Source organism: Clostridioides mangenotii TR, from assembly GCF_000498755.1.
Classification (GTDB): domain Bacteria; phylum Bacillota; class Clostridia; order Peptostreptococcales; family Peptostreptococcaceae; genus Metaclostridioides; species Metaclostridioides mangenotii_A.
Genome location: NZ_AXUS01000001.1, coordinates 1 through 17,992, shown reverse-complemented (window position 1 = coordinate 17,992; position 17,992 = coordinate 1). Strand labels below are relative to the sequence as shown.

16 protein-coding genes and 1 other annotated feature are annotated in these 17,992 nt (G+C 31.4%); of the genes, 3 read left to right on the top strand and 13 right to left on the bottom strand.

Annotated features, from left to right (window positions below; translation table 11 throughout):
• Window positions 1-53 precede the first annotated feature (53 nt).
• From T473_RS0100075 to tyrS, 6 genes are all read right to left on the bottom strand, one after another.
• On the bottom strand, window positions 54-1,319 hold the full coding sequence (locus T473_RS0100075; protein WP_024620056.1) for a dihydroorotase: 1,266 nt from the start codon (window positions 1,317-1,319) through the stop codon (window positions 54-56).
• Window positions 1,320-1,690: 371 nt separating this feature from the next.
• Window positions 1,691-2,236 carry a flavin reductase gene (locus T473_RS0100070; RefSeq protein ID WP_024620055.1) on the bottom strand — a complete coding sequence of 182 codons (546 nt, stop codon included), beginning with the start codon at window positions 2,234-2,236 and terminating at the stop codon, window positions 1,691-1,693.
• Window positions 2,237-2,418: 182 nt separating this feature from the next.
• The gene (locus tag T473_RS0100065) at window positions 2,419-2,907 is read right to left on the bottom strand and encodes a MarR family transcriptional regulator (RefSeq protein ID WP_024620054.1); all 489 of its coding nucleotides are present in this window, start codon (window positions 2,905-2,907) and stop codon (window positions 2,419-2,421) included.
• Window positions 2,908-3,315: 408 nt separating this feature from the next.
• Window positions 3,316-3,861, bottom strand: coding sequence for an NADH peroxidase (locus T473_RS0100060; RefSeq protein ID WP_024620053.1), 546 nt, complete (start codon window positions 3,859-3,861; stop codon window positions 3,316-3,318).
• Window positions 3,862-4,012: 151 nt separating this feature from the next.
• Complete coding sequence (locus T473_RS0100055) at window positions 4,013-4,945, bottom strand: DMT family transporter (protein ID WP_024620052.1); 933 nt, start codon at window positions 4,943-4,945, stop codon at window positions 4,013-4,015.
• A 305-nt stretch (window positions 4,946-5,250) separates the two neighbouring features.
• Window positions 5,251-6,456, bottom strand: a complete 1,206-nt coding sequence (tyrS, locus tag T473_RS0100050; protein ID WP_024620051.1) for a tyrosine--tRNA ligase — start codon at window positions 6,454-6,456, stop codon at window positions 5,251-5,253.
• 59 nt (window positions 6,457-6,515) lie between these two features.
• Window positions 6,516-6,764: a binding site (T-box leader), on the bottom strand.
• 278 nt (window positions 6,765-7,042) lie between these two features.
• Here tyrS and T473_RS0100045 point away from each other — a divergent pair.
• Together T473_RS0100045 and feoB are read left to right on the top strand one after the other, a co-directional pair.
• On the top strand, window positions 7,043-7,270 hold the full coding sequence (locus T473_RS0100045) for a FeoA family protein (RefSeq protein ID WP_024620050.1): 228 nt from the start codon (window positions 7,043-7,045) through the stop codon (window positions 7,268-7,270).
• A 25-nt stretch (window positions 7,271-7,295) separates the two neighbouring features.
• Complete coding sequence (feoB, locus tag T473_RS0100040; protein WP_024620049.1) at window positions 7,296-9,416, top strand: ferrous iron transport protein B; 2,121 nt, start codon at window positions 7,296-7,298, stop codon at window positions 9,414-9,416.
• A gap of 184 nt (window positions 9,417-9,600) precedes the next feature.
• Here the strand turns inward: feoB and deoC are convergent, their stop codons facing one another.
• From deoC to T473_RS0100025, 4 genes are all read right to left on the bottom strand, one after another.
• Window positions 9,601-10,233 carry a deoxyribose-phosphate aldolase gene (deoC, locus tag T473_RS0100035; RefSeq protein ID WP_024620048.1) on the bottom strand — a complete coding sequence of 211 codons (633 nt, stop codon included), beginning with the start codon at window positions 10,231-10,233 and terminating at the stop codon, window positions 9,601-9,603.
• A gap of 12 nt (window positions 10,234-10,245) precedes the next feature.
• Window positions 10,246-10,893: a sigma-70 family RNA polymerase sigma factor gene (locus tag T473_RS15825; protein WP_242825818.1), complete on the bottom strand. Its 648-nt coding sequence runs from the start codon at window positions 10,891-10,893 to the stop codon at window positions 10,246-10,248.
• Window positions 10,875-11,120, bottom strand: a complete 246-nt coding sequence (locus T473_RS18945) for a sigma-70 factor domain-containing protein (protein ID WP_242825817.1) — start codon at window positions 11,118-11,120, stop codon at window positions 10,875-10,877. Before T473_RS18945 ends, T473_RS15825 begins: the two co-directional genes overlap by 19 nt.
• Window positions 11,121-11,461: 341 nt before the next feature.
• Window positions 11,462-11,941: a type I restriction enzyme HsdR N-terminal domain-containing protein gene (locus T473_RS0100025; RefSeq protein ID WP_024620047.1), complete on the bottom strand. Its 480-nt coding sequence runs from the start codon at window positions 11,939-11,941 to the stop codon at window positions 11,462-11,464.
• Between the two features lie 296 nt (window positions 11,942-12,237).
• Between T473_RS0100025 and T473_RS0100020 the strand changes: the two genes are divergently transcribed.
• Window positions 12,238-13,362: a DUF1002 domain-containing protein gene (locus T473_RS0100020; protein ID WP_024620046.1), complete on the top strand. Its 1,125-nt coding sequence runs from the start codon at window positions 12,238-12,240 to the stop codon at window positions 13,360-13,362.
• Window positions 13,363-13,489: 127 nt separating this feature from the next.
• Here the strand turns inward: T473_RS0100020 and T473_RS0100015 are convergent, their stop codons facing one another.
• From T473_RS0100015 to T473_RS0100005, 3 genes are all read right to left on the bottom strand, one after another.
• Window positions 13,490-14,071, bottom strand: a complete 582-nt coding sequence (locus tag T473_RS0100015; protein ID WP_333782934.1) for a helix-turn-helix domain-containing protein — start codon at window positions 14,069-14,071, stop codon at window positions 13,490-13,492.
• 147 nt (window positions 14,072-14,218) lie between these two features.
• Window positions 14,219-16,957, bottom strand: coding sequence for a sensor histidine kinase (locus T473_RS0100010; RefSeq protein ID WP_024620044.1), 2,739 nt, complete (start codon window positions 16,955-16,957; stop codon window positions 14,219-14,221).
• A 160-nt stretch (window positions 16,958-17,117) separates the two neighbouring features.
• Entirely contained in the window at window positions 17,118-17,948 is an 831-nt protein-coding gene (locus tag T473_RS0100005; protein ID WP_024620043.1) for a MetQ/NlpA family ABC transporter substrate-binding protein, read from the bottom strand.
• Window positions 17,949-17,992: the final 44 nt, after the last annotated feature.

Below are 17,992 nucleotides of genomic sequence, written 5' to 3'. Positions count from 1 at the left end.
CCTTTTATAATTGCTATTGTGCTCTACTCTTTTCTAATTTTTAGATATTTTTTTTAATTGTGTTTGTACACTACCTCACCATTGCAAATTGTGTACTCTACTCTTCCTTTTAAAGTCCAACCAAGAAATGGCGTATTACATGCCTTTGATGCAAAGTCTTCTACTTTCCATTCTTTATCTATATCAAATATCACTATATCTGCATTTTTTCCTTCCTCTATTGATCCAACATTAAGTCCGTAAATTTTTGCTGGATTTATGGTCATCTTTTCTAGTAATTCCATAAGTGTGAGATGCCCTTCATCCACTAAACTCGTTATACCCAACCCAAGTGATGTCTCAAGCCCTATTATTCCACTAGGTGAATCTATAAAATCCCCGCTTTTTTCTTCTTTAGTATGAGGTGCATGATCAGTCGCAATTACTTCTATTGTTCCATCCTTTAAACCTTCTATTATACCTAATCTATCTTCTTCGGTCCTAAGTGGCGGATTCATCTTTGCATATGTACCATATTTTAGAACGCTATCCTCTGTTAAAGTAAAGTGATGTGGTGTAGCCTCAGCAACTACATCTGCGCCCAATTTCTTTGCCATTCTAACCGATTCTACAGCTACTCCTGAACTTATATGCTGTATATTTACCTTAGCGCCTGTATAAAGCGCTAACATACAATCTCTAGCTACCATTACATCTTCCGCTACTCTTGGTGCTCCAATTATTCCTAGCTTCTCTCCTGCTTTACCTCTGTTGATTCCTGTATTTTCTATAAGCGATGGATCCTCTTCGTGAAAGCTAAGTGGTACTTTTAAATCTTTAGCCTTAAACATAGCATCCATTACCACTTTACTATCCATAAGTGGAAGTCCATCATCTGTAAAACCTACTGCTCCCAACGCTTTTAATTTTTCCATGTCCACAATATGTCTCCCAGAAAAGGACTTCGTAATTGAAGCTGATTGCAAAACGTTTATTGGCAGTTCTTTAGATTTGTCTAGTATATATTTAAGAGTTTCTTCATTATCTACTATTGGCTTAGTATTTGCCATGCAAACTACAGTAGTGAACCCTCCTCTAGCAGCAGAATTTGCTCCTGTTTCTAGATCTTCTTTATATGTATATCCAGGATCTCTAAAGTGAACATGTACATCTATAAGCCCAGGGGCAACTACACATCCTTTTGCATCTATAACTTCACTACAATCGCCTTCATCAAAAGACCCTATTCTATATATTTTGCCATCTTTAATAAGTATATCTAAATTGGCATCTACCCTCGTCTTAGGATCTATAAGTCTTCCATTCTTTATTAAAATCATACTCATCCTCCTTATCATAAGTTTGTTTAATTCAATTATACCATTTTTAGAACGATGCGATAAATTATTCTTAAATGTCTGTATTTAACATCTTCTCTAATATAAAAATACCACCGACTTAATAAATCGGTGTCAAATATACATCTCATGTATAATAAAAAAGTAGACCTGGACTAATTCCAGGTCTACTTTTTTATAATATACACTTTGTAGGTGATTTATCTTCTCTAATACCCTTTAAAACTGCTTGTCTTAATGCCCCTCTATCATTAGGTATATACTCAACTGTAGCAACTAAGGTATGTTCTATCCATATAGCGTTTTCGTTTCCTTTAAGTTGTTTGTTCTTTTATGTTGTGCCAAGCCCATTCTCATTTCTTTACCCAGACGTGGGTGATTTCCCCAAATGCTATTTTGCGATACTGACTTTCTTCTTTGTATTCTTCGCTTACGAAGTCTTTCGCTTCTTGCGCGCAAATATCATTGGGGCTGACAGTAGTGAGTACCTGTAATTTACATTCAATAATCAGCCGTGCTTCTTTGAAAGACATATTGCCGGTAGGAGTTTGAACGCCTGTCAATTTAACTTCTTTCATTTTTTCACTATCTCTTCCTGATTTGTCTCCCAAAAAAAGTACACGCTCTTTATACTCATTCGGGAAGTAAGAAAGCGTATATGTTTGCTCTTTTTCAATCATTTCGAGCGTATAACGGTCTGATCGAAGAATGCTCCAAGTCGCGGGCTTTTTGAAAAAAATCCCCAAACCGCCGCCACTTCCTATCATGGAATTATAATGTGCTTCCTTTCCTGCGGTAATAACGTAAAATTCTTTTCCGGTGAATGTGCCTACCGTTGTAAATACATTGTCACATATCTCTGCCGGAGAAATTTGCTTGAATAGTTGTTCAAAATTCATTTTAGCTGCTCCTCTCACGGTTATATTATTGCGTCCTCGGACTCAATAATACCGTAACATATTATTGAGTCCGTGTCAACAAAATTACGACATTAAAATGCAGCCCAATTCTATTTAGAATGGGCTGCCCGAAGTTTAATTTTATTATAAAAATTTATACTATTTATGGAGCCTTGGTATATTTATAATTTATCAAAATATCCAGACTTAAGATCTACCCCCAGTTTTTCTATTTCTGTATCCAAATGCCTATTATACTTTTCCGCGAAGCTAATCATAACTTCAAACTGTTCCTTAGTTACCTGCTCAAATACAGGTTTATCCCGTTCTTGGTACTCTTTGTGAAGTTCCTCATGGATTTTATTAATTGCTACCCCTTTTTCAGTAAGCCTAAAATAGATTTCTTTTCTGTTATCCGGCTTCTGGTAGCTTTCAATAAGCCCTTTTTTCATGAGCTTCTTGGTTAATTTACTTATGGCACTTCTTGTCATATATAAAGAATCTGCAAGTTTTATCACGTTATAATCTATATTTCTCCCAATGTATTCAATGCAATGTATTTCAGAAGGATTATAACCATTAAGACTTACTTTCAACTTGATACTATTAAGCCAAATAATTTTATTAAATGCGTTCCAAAAACCCATCATGACCTGTTCTTCTTTGTTCATGATCTGTCCTCCTACTTCGTTGGTTCATTAAATTAACAATATTATATCGAAATATTGTGTCCTTGTCAACAATTTCATTTTTTATATTTTGTACTGGTTTAATTTCTAATTCTACTTAAGTACTGAATTTTAAATTTGTGCATGAACATGAGAAGATATTGAGTTTAATAACAAAATAAATAGTGCTATAAATCCAAAAGAGATACATAAAAGATTTGGGCATGCTAATATTAAAATTACTCTAGACACATATGCGCACTCCTCTGAAGATTCGCAAAGAAATGCAATTGATGTGTATGAAATGTATATAAAATAAAATAGCCACCGACTTATACCTTTTGGTGGCAAATCGGTGGCTATTTTTTCGTTATATTTTTTATTTAAAACATTGATAATGCTTATTTATTCTTAGTTTTTGAAGTATCTGTTTAATAATCCTAAAAATGCTTTACCATGTCTAGCTTCATCTTTACACATTTCATGAACTGTATCATGTATAGCATCTAGTCCTAATTCTTTAGCTCTCTTAGCTAATTTTAATTTTCCATCAGTTGCACCGTACTCAGCGTCAACTCTAACTCTTAAGTTTTCTTTAGTGTCAGCTACAACAACTTCTCCTAATAACTCAGCAAATTTTGCAGCATGCTCAGCTTCTTCGAAAGCTATTCTCTTGTAAGCTTCAGCTACTTCTGGATGTCCTTCTCTATCAGCTTGTCTACTCATAGCTAAGTACATACCAACTTCTGTACATTCTCCTGTAAAGTTAGCTCTTAATCCTTCTACTATTTCTTCGTCAACACCTTGAGCTACACCTATTCTGTGCTCGTCAGCCCAAACCATTTCACCTTTCATTTCTTCGAACTTATCAGCTCCTACTTTACATACTGGACATTGCTCTGGAGCAGTTTCCCCTTCGTGTATATATCCACATACTGTACAAACCCATTTTTTCATGTTTAATTTCCTCCTAAGATTAATTTTTCATTTAAATTTTTATTTTAATAAATATTGCTACATCATTATTAATACCCTAGATGAATTATATTAAACATAAAAATTTAAATTTTTTAATTATTACCCTAGATTAATTTTAGTATAAAATGGATTATTTGGCAACTTCGATTGGTCCTTCTTCTTCCATTTCTTCAATATCTTTTCTATCTTTTCTATCTTTTCTTTTTAGGAATCCTAACTTAGTCTCAGCTGTAATTATAGCTACAAATATTAGTATACTTCCTGCTATTAATTTAGCCGTAAGTAGCTCGTGTAGTACTATAACCGAAAAAATAGTACCAAATACTGCTTCAGTTGATAATATAATAGCTGCTTTTGTTCCATCCACTACCTTCTGGCAAACTGTCTGTAAAAAGAAACAAATACTAGTACTAAATACTGCTAGGAAAAATATTCCCAAGTATCCTTTTGGCTCTGCAACAAATCCCCACTGTCCTGAACCTACCTGAACAATTGCAGAAAGCACAAATGCCACTGTAAATTGAATAGCAGTTAGAACTATAGGGCTGCTGTTTTTTACAAATTCACTAGTAAAGAAGATGTGAAAAGCAAACCCAAATGCACATAATAAAGTAAGCATATCTCCGTAGTTAATACTAAAGTCTGAATCTAATGAAAGTATTCCTATTCCTACTAATGCAATAAAACTGCTTATTACACCAAACTTATCAAGTTTTCTTCTGTAAATTAAAAGTCCGATAAATGGTACTATTACAACATTTGCCGATGTAATAAACGCATTTTTAGATGGTGTCGTGTGCATAAGACCTATCGTTTGTAGTATAAATGCCACAAATAAAAATGTACCTAACATGATTCCAGATTTTAAAGCCTTCTTATCTATGTTAGCTTTAATGTGTTTAAAGAATATTACATTTATAAATACCGCTGCTAGGAAGAATCTCATAGTTATAATTTGAAGTGGTGTGAGTCCACCATCTAGCGCAAACTGAGTGGCTACATACCCGCCTCCCCATACAATAGATACTATTATTAATCCTAATTCACCATAATATTTTTTCATATAGACTACCTCCTTTATCGTTTTTTTGCAAAAATTAAAACCCCCTAAAAAATGCAGAGAGTTTTTCTATAAGCATCGTTGCACAACAAAAATGTGTTGTGGCGAATTTTTTATGAATATTTGTCTATAATAATACATTAATATATTAATTGATTTTTGTAAACACCTTTAGAAAATATTTTTTAAAAAAAGTAAAAGAATTGGGCTACCAGCGCCGTTTGCCGATTGTCGGTCCCACAACACTCAAAATCTTATCTGATTTTCACAATGTAGTAATACCGACAATCGATAATGCATAGCAGCTATTAATTAAGAACTAATTTTATAAATTTTTTCTTACCTATTTGTATAACAAGTTCAGCTTCATCAGGTATATTGTTAAGATCAGTCGCTTTTTCTCCATTTATCTTAACTCCGCCTTGGTTTACAAGCCTTCTAACTTCACTCTTACTTTGAACCAAACCATTTTCAACTACAACAGCAGCGATATCAAGCCCTTCTTTTGCAACTTCTACAGTTAATATATCTGAAGGTATTTGTCCTTTCTGGAATACGCTCTTAAATCTATCTTCAGCTTGATTAGCGGCTTCTTCTCCATGGTATAAAGTAACTATTTCTTTCGCAAGTCTCATCTTTATATCCCTTGGGTTTACTTCATCGTTATCCAAATGTGACTTAATCTTTTCTACTTCATCAGGATGAACGTCAGTAACTAAATTGTAGTATTTTATTATAAGTTCATCAGGTATTTCCATTGATTTTTGGTACATTAAACCAGCTTCTTCATCTATTCCAATGTAGTTTCCTAAACTCTTGCTCATCTTCTCTACACCGTCTAAACCTTCTAGTAGAGGCATCATTATAACGATTTGAGACTCCATATCAAACTCTTTTTGTAATGATCTTCCCATAAGTAGGTTGAATCTTTGGTCTGTTCCACCTAACTCTATATCAGCTTTTATAGCTATTGAATCGTATGCCTGCATTAGAGGGTAGAAAAATTCGTGAACTGAAATAGGCATTTGTCCTTCGTATCTCTTTTTGAAGTCTTCTCTTTCTAACATTCTAGCAACTGTTATTGTAGCTGCAAGATTTATTACATCTTCAAAGTTTAATTTAGCCAGCCATTCACTATTAAATCTAACTATCGTTCTTTCTTTATCTAAAACTTTAAATATTTGTTCTTCGTAAGTCTTTGCATTCGCAAGTACTTGTTCTGTCGTTAAAGCTTTTCTCGCTTTAGATTTTCCAGTAGGGTCGCCAATTTTACCTGTGAAATCACCTATTATTATTACTATCTGGTGCCCTAAATCCTGAAGTTGTCTCATCTTTCTTAAAACCACCGTGTGACCTAAGTGTATATCTGGGGCACTTGGATCTAGACCCAACTTTACTACAAGGGGTTTCCCTTCCTTTTCGGATTTAATTAGCTTTTCCTTAAGGTCTTTTTCATCTATTAAATCGTCTACACCCTTCATGATTATTTTCATTTTGTCATCTAAATTATTCATATAAATCCTCCTTTAATCTTGTATAATTTTCGTTTTAAATATAAAAAACTCTCATCCTATAAAAGGACGAGAGTATTACTCACGTGTTACCACCTAATTTCACCAATGCCTTTCAGCACTAGCCTCAATAAGTATTCAAAAAGACATACTCAAGTACTGTAACGCGTACTAAACGATATACTCCTACTGTTATTTCAGAGATACTGCTCTAGGATGTATTCAAATTAAATCAATCTATCCCATTTCAGCAAATTGGGACTCTCTGAAAAACCAATTTTAATTCTACTTCTTCCTATCATAGCTTTATGCTTTTATATATTAATTATAATATATTAGGATTTCTTTAAATTGTCAACCTTTTTCTATATTATAAACAAATATTCAGATTATATTCTCACCTTTCATGCATTTTCACTTTATTTTTTATATTTTAATCTACTTAAATACAAAAAATAATCTAGTTAGATTTACAAAGTATTTATTATATTCTTTTATCAAAAGCCGTAACGAATTGACACAGATATACATAGTTTAAAATAGAACGATCAACTCAATCTAAATTTAAATATTTTAAGGAGGTGTCACTGTGCAAAAACTCAGCGATATTAAGGAAAGCAACACAGTAAAAGTTGAGACCCTTCTATCAAGCGGTAATTTAAGAGAAAGAATGCTCGCTTTAGGATTAACTAGGGGAGCTTCTATAGATGTTATTAGAAAAGGACCAAAGAACAATTTAACTGTTTATAAAGTAAGAGGAACAAAAATTGCTCTAAGAAAAGAAGAAAGTAATCTTATTTTGGTCTCTAATAAATAAATACATCAACAGGAGGATTAATTAAATGGGTTTGACACATAGCTCAACAAAGATCAATTCTTTAAAAGATATGTTTAATATCGAAAAAAAAGATAGTGAGACTATGGTTGCTTTGGCGGGTAATCCCAATACTGGAAAAAGTACTGTGTTCAATTACTTAACTGGGCTAAAACAGCATACCGGCAACTGGCCTGGAAAAACTGTTGCAACGGCTAGAGGAAGTTTCAAATATAATGACAATGACTTTATTTTAGTTGATTTGCCAGGAACTTACTCGCTTTTTGCACTTTCTCAAGAGGAAATTGTTGCAAGAGATTTTATATGTTTTGGTAACCCAGATGCTGTCGTAGTCGTCTGCGATGCAACATGTCTCGAAAGAAATTTAAATTTACTGTTTCAAGTAATGGAACTGACAGATAAAGTGATTTTATGTATAAATCTTGTAGATGAGGCCAGAAAAAAAGGGATTGTTATAGACAAGGATTTATTAGGAGAAGAACTAGGAATTCCAGTTGTTTTAACTGCAGCTAGAAATGGAGAATGTATGAACGAATTGCTTATGAGTATAGATACAATATCCTCAAGTACCTCTTCTAAGAGTGTTAAAACTATATATTATAATGAAAAAATAGAAGAAATAGTAAATTTAATTGAACCAGAGATAAAGCAAATTATTCCAGATATTAATTCTAGATGGCTAAGTCTTAGATTAATCGACCAAGATGAAAGTATATTTGAATCTATGAATAATTATCTGACTAAAGATACTATCGATAGTATCAATAAGATAAAAGAAATGATCCCAGATGATTTAGACAAGCAATTTATCAGGGATGAATTTACTAGAATCAACTATGATTATGCACAAAAACTAAGTCAGCAAGTAAGTTCAAACAGTAAAGGTGATCTTTTTGATAAAGAAGAAAAAGTCGACAGAATTCTTACATCAAAAATGTTCGGGCTTCCAATAATGTTATTGCTTCTCGGAGCTATACTTTGGGTTACTATACAAGGATCAAACTATCCGTCTAAGTTTCTTGCAAATGTACTGTTTAGTGTGGAACCTAATCTATCTGTTGTACTGTCTAGTTTAAATGCACCAGAGTGGTTAAATAATATGCTTGTACAAGGGCTTTATAGAACTTTAGCATGGGTTGTATCTGTAATGCTTCCTCCAATGGCTATATTCTTCCCTATATTTACATTGCTAGAGGATTTGGGATACCTACCTAGAGTTGCATTCAATTTAGACCATTTATTTAAAAAAGCTTGCGCACACGGAAAACAGTGCCTAACTATGTGCATGGGTTTTGGATGTAATGCAGCAGGGGTTATTGGATGTAGAATTATTGACTCCCCGAGGGAAAGGCTTATTGCAATCCTTACAAATAACTTTGTACCTTGTAATGGAAGGTTCCCAACTTTGATAGCTATTTCAACAATATTTTTCAGCTCGGTCGTAACCAACTCATTTACTTCAAGTGTTATTACAGCGCTTTCAGTAACTGGTATTATGATATTAGGGGTAATAACGACACTTTTAGTCTCTTATACTTTATCAAAAACCTTATTAAAAGGTGTACCCTCTACATTTACGCTGGAGCTCCCTCCTTACAGAGTTCCCAAAGTAGGTAGAATTATTTATACGTCTATTATCGATAGAACTATATTTGTTCTTGGAAGAGCTGTCATAGTTGCAATTCCAGCTGGTGTAATAACTTGGATTCTAGCTAATTTATATGTAGGTGACATAAGTGTACTATCTCATATCGGTTCATTTTTAGATCCAATTGCTAAGCTTATCGGATTGGATGGTTTTATTCTACTTGCTTTTATACTTGGTTTTCCTGCAAATGAAATAGTAATACCTATACTTATGATGTGCTATTTAGCTACTGGATCTATGATAGAATTAGATTCTTTTGATGCACTAGGAAAGGTTTTATTGGATAATGGTTGGACTTACTTAACAGCTTTAAATGTAATGTTGTTTAGTTTGTTGCACTGGCCATGTGCTACTACTCTACTTACTATAAGAAAGGAAACTAAAAGCAATAAATGGACGCTAGTAGGCTTTTTACTTCCTACAGCAATTGCCTTTACAGTTTGTTTCTTAACTACACAAATTTACAACTTAATTGTATAAATAATAAATCATAAAAATATTTCTATAAAAAAGTAATTTGATTGTAATATATAAATATAATCTATGGCAATACCTATTAATAATATCAATATATAAATGTGCTAGCTCATAAAAATCCGAATACTCCAACTTGGCAGTGTTTAGTTATTTATAAGCTAGCACATAATGTGTTTGCATTTAATATTTAATCATTTAATACAGAGCTAGAACCTATTCTAGAAGCCCCAGCTTTAATCAGTTCTTCTGCAAATTCTTTTGTTCTTATCCCGCCAGATGCTTTAATTTTGATACTCTCATATATATTGTCTGATAAAAGCTTTATATCTTCCAAAGTTGCCCCAGATGTTCCAAATCCTGTTGAAGTTTTTACAAAATCAGCTTTAGCGGAATTTATTATTTCACACATCTTTATCTTTTCAGCATCATCTAGATAACAAGTCTCTATTATAACTTTTAAAATATTATCTCCTACTACTTGTTTTATTCTTCTTATTTCGTCTTCGATTTTACTGTAGTCTCTATTTTTAAGATCTGTTAAATTTACTACCATATCGATCTCATCTGCACCGTCTTTTAACGCGATCTCTGTCTCGTAAATTTTAAGTTCAGTCGTTTGATATCCAAGTGGGAATCCAATAACAGTACAAACTGCTATATTTCCATTTAAATATTCCGATACCCTCTTTACATAGATCGGTGGAACACAAACTGAAAAAGCATTTGTACTCTTAGCTTCATCACATAAATGTTGTATATCCTCCCACTTAGCCGTAGCTTTTAGAAATGTCAAATCTACCTTACTCATTATATCTATCATTAATAGTTCTCCTTAGTAAAAATTCTCAAGTTGCTTTAGCTTACTTGGATGTCTAAGCTTTCTTAAAGCTTTAGCTTCAATCTGTCTTATTCTTTCCCTTGTTACTCCAAATATTTTTCCAATTTCTTCTAGTGTTTTTGGCTCACTTTCTCCTAGCCCAAACCTACTTCTTAATACTTCTTCTTCTTGATCTGTTAAAAACGAAAGAACTTCGTCTATTTTCTCTTGTAAATTGTGTTTTTCAACTTCATCTATAACAATATCATTTAAAGTATCATCAGAGGGAATAAATTCTACTAGACTTCCGTCATCATCATCTTTAATAGGGCTATCTAAAGATATTATATTTTTATTGTTATTCAGCACTTCTGTTACCTTGTCAACGTCCATGTCACAATAATCAGCCAGTTCTTCTACACTAGGGTCTCTTAGGTAAATATTTACAAATTCTTGTTTTTTTCTTTTTAACATACTTATTTTTTGCTGCAGATGAACAGGTAATCTAATTATATACTCACAGTCATCTATATATCTAGTAATGCTTTGCCTTATCCACCAAGTAGCATAAGTACTAAACTTAAATCCTTTTTTATAGTCGTACTTGTCTACAGCTTTCATAAGTCCAATATTGCCAGCTTGAATCAAATCGAGCATATCCATACTATCTCTTTTGTATTTTTTGCAATACTCACAACGAGACGGTAGTTAGAATTTATAAACTCTTCCTTAGCAGTACCCGAAGAATTAACTATCTGTTTTGCAAGTTCTACTTCTTCTTTTGCCGTAAGCATTTCATACCCTTCGATATCATTAAGATACATCCTCATCGCATTTGAAACGCTGTCATAGGAATTATTTCGTTTTAAATTTCCTTCTAGTACATTCATATAAGTCCACCCCTTTATCAAACTAACATTTTATTTCACTCACTATAAACTATACTTATATTTCAAATCTGATATGTGTATTTTGAAATGTTATAATGATAAAAAACTATATAAATATATTCTTCTTTTATTTGCATTTTCCTCCCTATATTATATAAATTTCTACATTTTGAATAAATAAGTTTCATTATGTGTCAAATTTAAGGGTTTATCTAACTTCTAAATGTGATTAATTTCAGCTATTCTAGCAATAATTTAAGCCAGAAAACATATTAGTCTTCTGGCTTAATCATATTGCTAAAAATTGTAAGCAAGATAAACTTCTAGCTTACAATCGATTTTTATTTGTGGTCGTGTTCGTGGTCACAGCAATCGCAATTTTCATGGTCGTGATCATGCTCTTTCTCTAAAGCTAGAGCCATCTTCTCTGACTCTTTAAATTCCTTCACCATAGTCTCATAGTTTGGAAGAGCAGACTCAGTGTCGTATTCTTCACCTTTCCAATCTGCGTACATCATTTCATCTCCATTTGTTAGAACAAGTCTACCAGATGTAGTTATATTGTCAATTTCCTCCAAGAAATCTATTTGCTTTTCGAGTATATCACCTTCTAGTGGTATATCTTCATCTAAACACTGACAAATCATTACAGGTACATAGTAATCATCCTCATCAACTGCATTTACAACAATATCAATTACTCCTTCTGCACCTTCTTCAAACTCTGATAATTCTACATTTGTATCTATCATATCTTGTGGTACTAATAAATCCTCAATGAAGTATTTTATCACTCTATCTTTCACTAATTCTTTAGACATTTTTTCTCCTTTCAAACTAAAAGTTACAAATTTTACTCCATCTCTTATAGTATAATAAATGTATTAATTTTTCAATTGGTTGAGTAAAATAGTGTAAATACATAGTTGTTAAAATTTACATAATACTTAAATTATATTTGACATATCTCCAATCTTTTATTACAATCTTGTAATCGCATTAGTTTTAATTTTAGTTTATATTAGGTATAACTTTGATATACATTTAAATGCGAATCCAAATTAGTTTTTGCAAAAAAACAATTACTATGTAAATATAGTTTACTAGGAGGTTTATTATGAAATTAAAAAAGATGGCGAGTTCAATAATCATATCTGCAATGGTAGTTTTAGGAAGCTTCAACCTAGCTTACGCAGATGGATCTAACGTCGTTACTCTCGGTGTAAACTTAACACCTTCTCAAAAACAACAAATGTTAGATTATTTCGGTGTTAATAAAGATGAGGTATTGACTTTAGATGTGACAAACGCTGAGGAGAGGAAGTACCTACAAGGAGTGGCAAGTGAAGCTCAATTAGGTAAAGCTACTATCTCATGTTCATATGTTGAACCTACTTCAAAAGGTGGAATAAATGTTAAAACTGCTAATTTAACATGGGTAACAAGCTCTATGATAGCATCAACTTTATCAACTGCAGGGCTAGACAATGCCAACGTAATAGCAGCTGCTCCATACAAAGTAAGTGGAACTGGTGCTTTAACTGGAATAATGAAAGCATTTGAAGATGCCTCAGGCGAAAAATTAGACGAAACTAAAAAGGAAATAGCTTCAGAAGAATTAGTAGTCACTGGAAACTTAGGAGATGAAGTTGGACAAGAAAAAGCTACTGGAGTTATGAATGATATAAAATCAGAGATAATAAAAAATGGTACTTCAGATGTTATCCAAATAGCCGATACAATAAACAACATAACTAACAACTACAATATTACACTTACACCTGAACAGAAAAAACAAGTAGAAGATATAATGGCTAAAATTTCTAAACAAGATTACAACTACAGTAATATGAAAAATACTCTTGAAAATGTAAAAGATAATGTAAACGAAGAGTTAAACAATATAGGCGAAGGAAACAATGAAGGTTTCTTCACAAAAGTAAAAGATTGGTTTGCAGGGATATTCTCTGGAGGAAGTGGCAATGTAGGTATCCTAAACAATACTAACGAAGATGCTCTAGGATCTAACGCGGTAATAGATTCAACAGATAAAGATGTCTTAAATACATCAAACAACTCTTCAGAAAATAATACAAACAACAGTACAAGTAACGGTGATGCTGATCAAAATGCAGGAGATCAAGACAACGAATTAAAAAATAACTTAAATGATCAAAATAATGAAAAACAAGAAGATGGGTTTTTCACTAAACTTGTAAACTGGGTAAAAGGTTTATTCTAAAATTAAATAAAATATAGAAAGATATAAAAAATATAGCGAGACCACTAAAAAACCGCCTCAAAAAGTGAGGCGGTTTTAAATTTCCCGTTTAATATATCTTACCTATTTAATTTTTTATACTGATATTCTATATTTGATCTTCTCTAAAAGGGTTCGGAATACTTACCACTAAGATCTTAACCATTTTATTAGTGTAATTTGCCCAATTGTGCTTGTTTTTCTCGCTATCATAGTGTATAGAATCTCCCGGATACATATCTATCTGCTCATCACCTAAAAATACGGTCAAAACACCTTCTAATACGTATACAAATTCTTCTCCCTCGTGAATATAACTGCAAATCTCTTCATCAGTCTTATTTGGAAGAATTTCTATAAGTCTCGGAAGAAGTTGTTTATCTTTTAAACTTGCAGATAAATGATAATGGATAAACATTGAGTTTGATATATCGAAAACTTCTTTTTCGTAACTTCTAAGTACCCTTCTCTTTCTTTCTTTTGGTCTCATAAAAAAGTATGTAAGCTCAACTTCTAATACATCTGCTATTTTAGCTAAGGAATCTGTAGCTACACTAGTTAATCCTCTTTCTAGTTGAGATAGAAATCCTATAGATAAATTTGTCTGCTCACTCATATATTTTAGAGTCATCTGTTTCTGCGTTCTAAGTTGTTTTATTTTAGCACCTATATCTTTATTCAAAATTGCCACCTCTAATATTATCTTCCATATTTTTATAGTAAATTAATATGTAACTGTATTTACTCAACATCGCTAATTTAAATATAATTTATTAACTGGGATTTGTCTATAATTTAACTACAATTTTATATATAAAATTACTATACCGAAAAATCTCTATCCTTCTTTGTAAATATCAAAAAATTCTATTTCAAATTTCTCAATATTGTTGTCATATTCTCTTATGTCAGATATTTCCTCTACAACTTCTTTTATTGGGAACATAACTGTAACTTCAGTACCTTCTCCTACTTTACTGGAAATATCTATACTTCCATTTTGAATCTCAACAAGGGATTTTGTTAAACAAAGTCCAATACCACTACCAAATTCATTAGAAATTCCACTGTTTTCAATTTGTTTAAACCTCTTGAATATATCTTTGAGCTTTTCAGCTTCTATACCTACACCACTGTCTCTTACAATTATTTGAACTTCTTCTCCGCGCTTGTAAATTCCAACTAAGATTTCACCGCCGCTATGAGTAAATTTGATTGCATTTGATATTAAATTTAGGATTATCCTTTCTATTGATTCAGGATCTAGCCCAACCATAATTTCTTCTTCATTAGTATCAAATACAACATCGATCTCTTTAGATCTAGAATAACTGCTAATTGATGTGACTATCCCTTCCGTAATCTCTATAATATCAAAGTTTACAGCTCTTACTTTATATATTTCAGATTTTACTTGAGAAATATTTATAATATTATCTATAAGTCTCATTAATCTAAACATATTTTGTTTAGTTATTTTTAAGTGTTCTTCTAAAATATTTTGCGTTTCTTTTATCTTTCCTTTGTCAAACAGTTTTTCTATAAGTTGTGAAGAACTGTATATATTATTTAGAGGCGTCTTCAGTTCATGCGAAATATTAGCATAAAACTCCATCTTCATTTGATCGTACTTTCTCTGCTTAAGCAGTGCATTTTTAAGTCTTTCTGATTCCCTTTGTACACTCAAATCCCTTATTATTCTTACTCTACTCTCTTTTTGTCCAAAGTAAAGCTTCCTAGATATCATCTCAACTTCTTTTATTTGGTTTTTTTCGTTTACAAGATGTATACTCTTTCTCTTATCTCCGTTTTTAAGATTATTTATATATTTTTTTACCAAAATATTTCTATACTTTTGTGTATTTACCCCTAAAACATCATCTTCAATACCAAATAGTTTATTAAATGCTACATTTGTATAAATTACTCGTGAAGTTGACATATTTTCTAAGAATAATGCTTCTGGTATTGCATCGAGTAATTTTTCGTACACAATCTTTTGATCGTTAGTATCTTTTAGTATTTTAATTTCTTTAGTGATGTTTCTAAAAGTAAGCAATTTATAGAGTCTATTGTCTGAATAGTAATCTCCAACTCTGACTTCCTCAACTCGCTCATCACCGAAATTATCTTTCATTGCGAAGTTCACGATGCAGTTAGCTGCAGATCCATAGTTTATTATATCTTCTCTCTCATCTATATTTAAACCAAGTCGTTTAAAGTTCCTGTTGTCAAATAAATCTATATTAAAGCTAGAAATATAATTCTCAATTGTCATATGTCTAAATTGTTTTGCTGAAACTCCAAAACTATTTTCAAAGCTTTTATTTATACTCACGATTGTGTTATCGCCATTCGCCGCATCTGTAGTCCTAACCATTATAGGACACGGTATATTTAAGATTATCTTTTCATAATCTTCATTTATATCTCTAATTCTTTTATCCATTATAGATTCTTGAGTTATATCTGTTAAACTCACCAGATACTCATTTTCTTCAATATTATAGTTGATACTAAGTAGATAGATTCTCTCAATTAAAACTACCCTTCTATCATTAAAATTAAATGTCTCACTGTTTCTGTCAAAAAACTCTTTTTCCTGTTTAATTGTCTCTAATAGTTTCTTTAAATATATTTTTTGTCTCATAAACTCTTTGTTAAATTTAAAGTTGCTGTAAACTATACTAAGGTCATGGTTCATTATAGCCCAAGCATCTGGCATATTATTAAGAGCTTGTATCAATAACTCCTTCCTGTGAATTATGTGATTTTTTAAAGTCTGTTGAATATGTATATCTTTTTCTATAGCAGAATTAAGCTTATCTAGTCGATTTTTATTTATACTTAATTTTTCATTGCTTAAATGAAGTTCTGAATAAGGAACTACAACTTTTTGTTTTACACTGAATATATAAGATATATATATACTTATACAAATTAAAAATTGAGATAAAGACGAAAATTTTATTTTATCTATAGGTGCCACACTTTTTATTGCAAATATACATGCAGTTGTAGAAAGTACTGCTACTACAGATAAATTCTTCAATATATTTTCGTAATCGATATTATTATTTGTATTTTTAAACAAGACTGACATCAAATTGAATAAACATAATATTAGATTTATAATTACAATCCAATTATTTACATTTATATCGTAAAATAAATTTCTTGCTATAAACTCCAAAATAATAATTGATAAATACGAAAAAAGTAATTTGTATCTTCCAAATTCAAGTCTTTTAATGAAAACTTTATAAGCAAATATAGAGAAATTATTTACTGTAAGTGTCAGCAGCAAAAACCTTATATATTCCTCAATGTCGACACTAACGCCAAATATACCTACTATAATTAAAACTGTACAACTAATCTTGAGGTTGTTCATAAACATATCTTGGTTTAGCCCTCTAGAATACACTATAGAATATCCAAATATACATAATAAAGTTATTTTAAATACATTTATGAAAAACATATACATATTTATACTATAGAATGCCATAACAATAAGTAAAATAGTGAAAACAATAAACATCTTATTTTCCTGTAATGCTGTTTTAAATCTCATAACATGCCTCTCTTTATATATTTTTTGTCTCATATATGAATATACTATCATGATTTAAGAGAAAATTTTGTCAGTTTCTGAATAATAAAAAAAGTAAGTAAAATTTTTTACTTACTTTTTCTAAAAATATCGAATTTTAAATTGTCTGAATTTACTATTGTTAAAATGCAGGTATTATACTTCCTTGGTATTTCTTTTCTATAAACTCTTTAATTTCTTTACTATTTAATACTTCTGATAAAGCTTTTACTTTTTCTGTATCCTTATTGTCTTCTCTACAAGCTAAAATATTTGCATAAGGAGAATCTTTAGATTCTATAGCAAGAGCATCTTTTAAAGGATTTAAATCAGCGTTTAATGCGTAGTTAGTATTTATTACTGCACCGTCAACATCTTTTAGCACTGTAGGTAATTGCTCTGCATTCATCTCTTTTATCTTTATATTTTTAGAATTTTCAGTTATATCATTTTTGGTAATTAACTCAGCGTCTTTTACTTTTATCACTCCATTGTCAGCAAGTAATTTAAGTGCTCTAGCTCCATTAGTAGGATCATTTGGTACAGCAATAGTGGACCCATCAGCTATATCTTTTATATCTTTAAGCTTTTCTGAATAGAATCCCATTGGCTCTATATGAACTTTAGATGTATATGTAAGCTTATATCCTTTCGCCTTAACTGCTTCCTTTAAATAAGGAATATGTTGGAAGAAGTTAGCATCTAAAGATCCCTCATCTAATGCTGTATTTGGAAGCACATAATCATTAAATACTTTTATATTTAAATCATATCCTTTTTCTTTAAGAAGTGGTTTAGCTTCCTCTAGTATTTCAGCATGTGGATTTGCAGTTGCTCCTATAGTTATTACTTTATCCTCTTTTGATGCTGCCTTTGTATCCTCTTTGTCATCGCCTTTAGCTGGTGAACATCCTATCATTGAAGCAGTAACCAGTATCGATAGTGTTAGTGTTAAAATCTTTTTAATTTTCATAAGTAATACCCCCTGTTTTGTAATTTTTTTTATTTATATAATAT